This window comes from Wolbachia endosymbiont of Atemnus politus, from assembly GCF_013309895.1.
This window is the reverse complement of the sequence record NZ_JAAXCS010000183.1, coordinates 1-1,628: the sequence shown is the minus strand read 5'-3', so window position 1 is coordinate 1,628 and position 1,628 is coordinate 1. Positions and strand designations below refer to the sequence as shown.

The 1,628-nt window shown below is 34.1% G+C and carries 1 protein-coding gene; it reads right to left on the bottom strand.

Features of this window, described 5'->3' with window-relative positions:
- Nucleotides 1-150: 150 nt before the first annotated feature.
- The gene (locus HET73_RS07340) at nucleotides 151-1,446 is read right to left on the bottom strand and encodes a Na+/H+ antiporter NhaC family protein (protein ID WP_174133533.1); all 1,296 of its coding nucleotides are present in this window, start codon (nucleotides 1,444-1,446) and stop codon (nucleotides 151-153) included.
- Between the last annotated feature and the right edge of the window lie 182 nt (nucleotides 1,447-1,628).

The following is a 1,628-nucleotide window of genomic DNA, read 5'->3' as shown; positions in this document are numbered from 1 at the left end:
ATTGAATCCGCGCGGATCAAAAACAAGTTTTGAGTCAGAAATACCCTTAGTGGCATGATAATAAGATTGGTGGAGGTTGTCAAGGAATTTCTTCGTTCTGTTTCTTATAGGTAAGAAAAACGCATTCTGAATGTAACATGAAGAGATGCATTAAGTTGTAGTCGCGTAACGTTTCTCTTTCCTGCTGTTGATGATTATTTCACCTATTGTAACTGCCACTAAAATAAAGCAATAATATACTTGCGTTAATAAAGAAATAGGCGATACAGAGGCTATGCTGCCTGCTAGTAGTAATTGAGAACCATAAGGTAAGATACCTTTTGTAGCACAAGCAAAAACATCCAATAAATATGCACTACGGTATGGCACAATATCATGCTTTTTTGCAAGCCTTTTTGCAATGCTACCACTCAGTAAAATAGCAATTGTGTTATTAGCAACTAAAATAGTGAACATAGACGCTATTCCTGCTATCACAAACTCAGCTTTAGTTTTTGTGATATTACTTTCATCGATGAGTTTATGTAACGCTTTTTGACCTTGTTTGTACATTATATGGCTTAGCCCGCCAATGAATAGAGCAAATATCACTATTTCGTTTACTTTTTTAAAACCATTGTATATATCATTAGAGTATTGAATTATAGCATAGTCAAAAAAGGCTATTCCTAACACACCAGCAATAATTATGTTCACAGTTATTGTTACTAGAGTAGTAACTTCAAGTAGGCCCATGATTATTAAAGAAATATAAGGAATAATCTTTATTATCGATAAATAATCTAAGTTTGATATGGCAACAATTTTTGTACTATCTACAGTTACTGCCAGGTAGACAAGTGTTATAATGCTGGCAACAAATGCTACTTTAAAGTTTACTTTAAGTTTATCTTTTATTGTAGCTCCTTGTGAAGAAACAGATGCAATGGTAGTGTCGGATATCATTGAGAGGTTATCACCAAATACAGCACCACCTACCACAGTTGCAGTTCCTATTTCAAGACCAAAAGCTCCACTTTTCGCTAAGTTGACAGCTATAGGTACCATCAGTGCAACAACTCCCATAGATGTGCCAATTGCAGTTGAAATAAAAGCAGAAGCCAAGAATATTCCAGGCAATAGTAATCTTACAGGAAGGAAATTAAGAATTAAATTAGCAACGGTGTCTGCGCTGCCAATTGATTGAGTAACAGTAGAAAATGCCCCGGAAAATAGAAAAATTGAACACATGGTAAGGGTGTTTTTGTCGCCCATACCTTCGATAACAGTATCAATATTGTGTTGAATTTTATTTGTTCTGCGTGAGACAGCAAAAAATAGTGCTGGTAATAAGCAGATTACTGGTGAAATTTGATGAAGTGGATTATCAGTTCCGATGAAAGAAAAATAAGTACCACTTCCAAGATACAAGATTAAAAAAATAATCAGAGGAATGAAAGCTGTCATTTTACTGTACTTTAAACCTACAACTATAACTAATTAAGTGGTTTTAGGCAAGTTTGGTTTCACCGATTCTACAGGAAGTTGAAAGTGGAGTTCTAAACTTTATATTTAATTTGCTTAACTAAATGGCACAGAAATCATGTAATCCATTACTTGACAATAGGATTTATGTTATAAAAATTTCT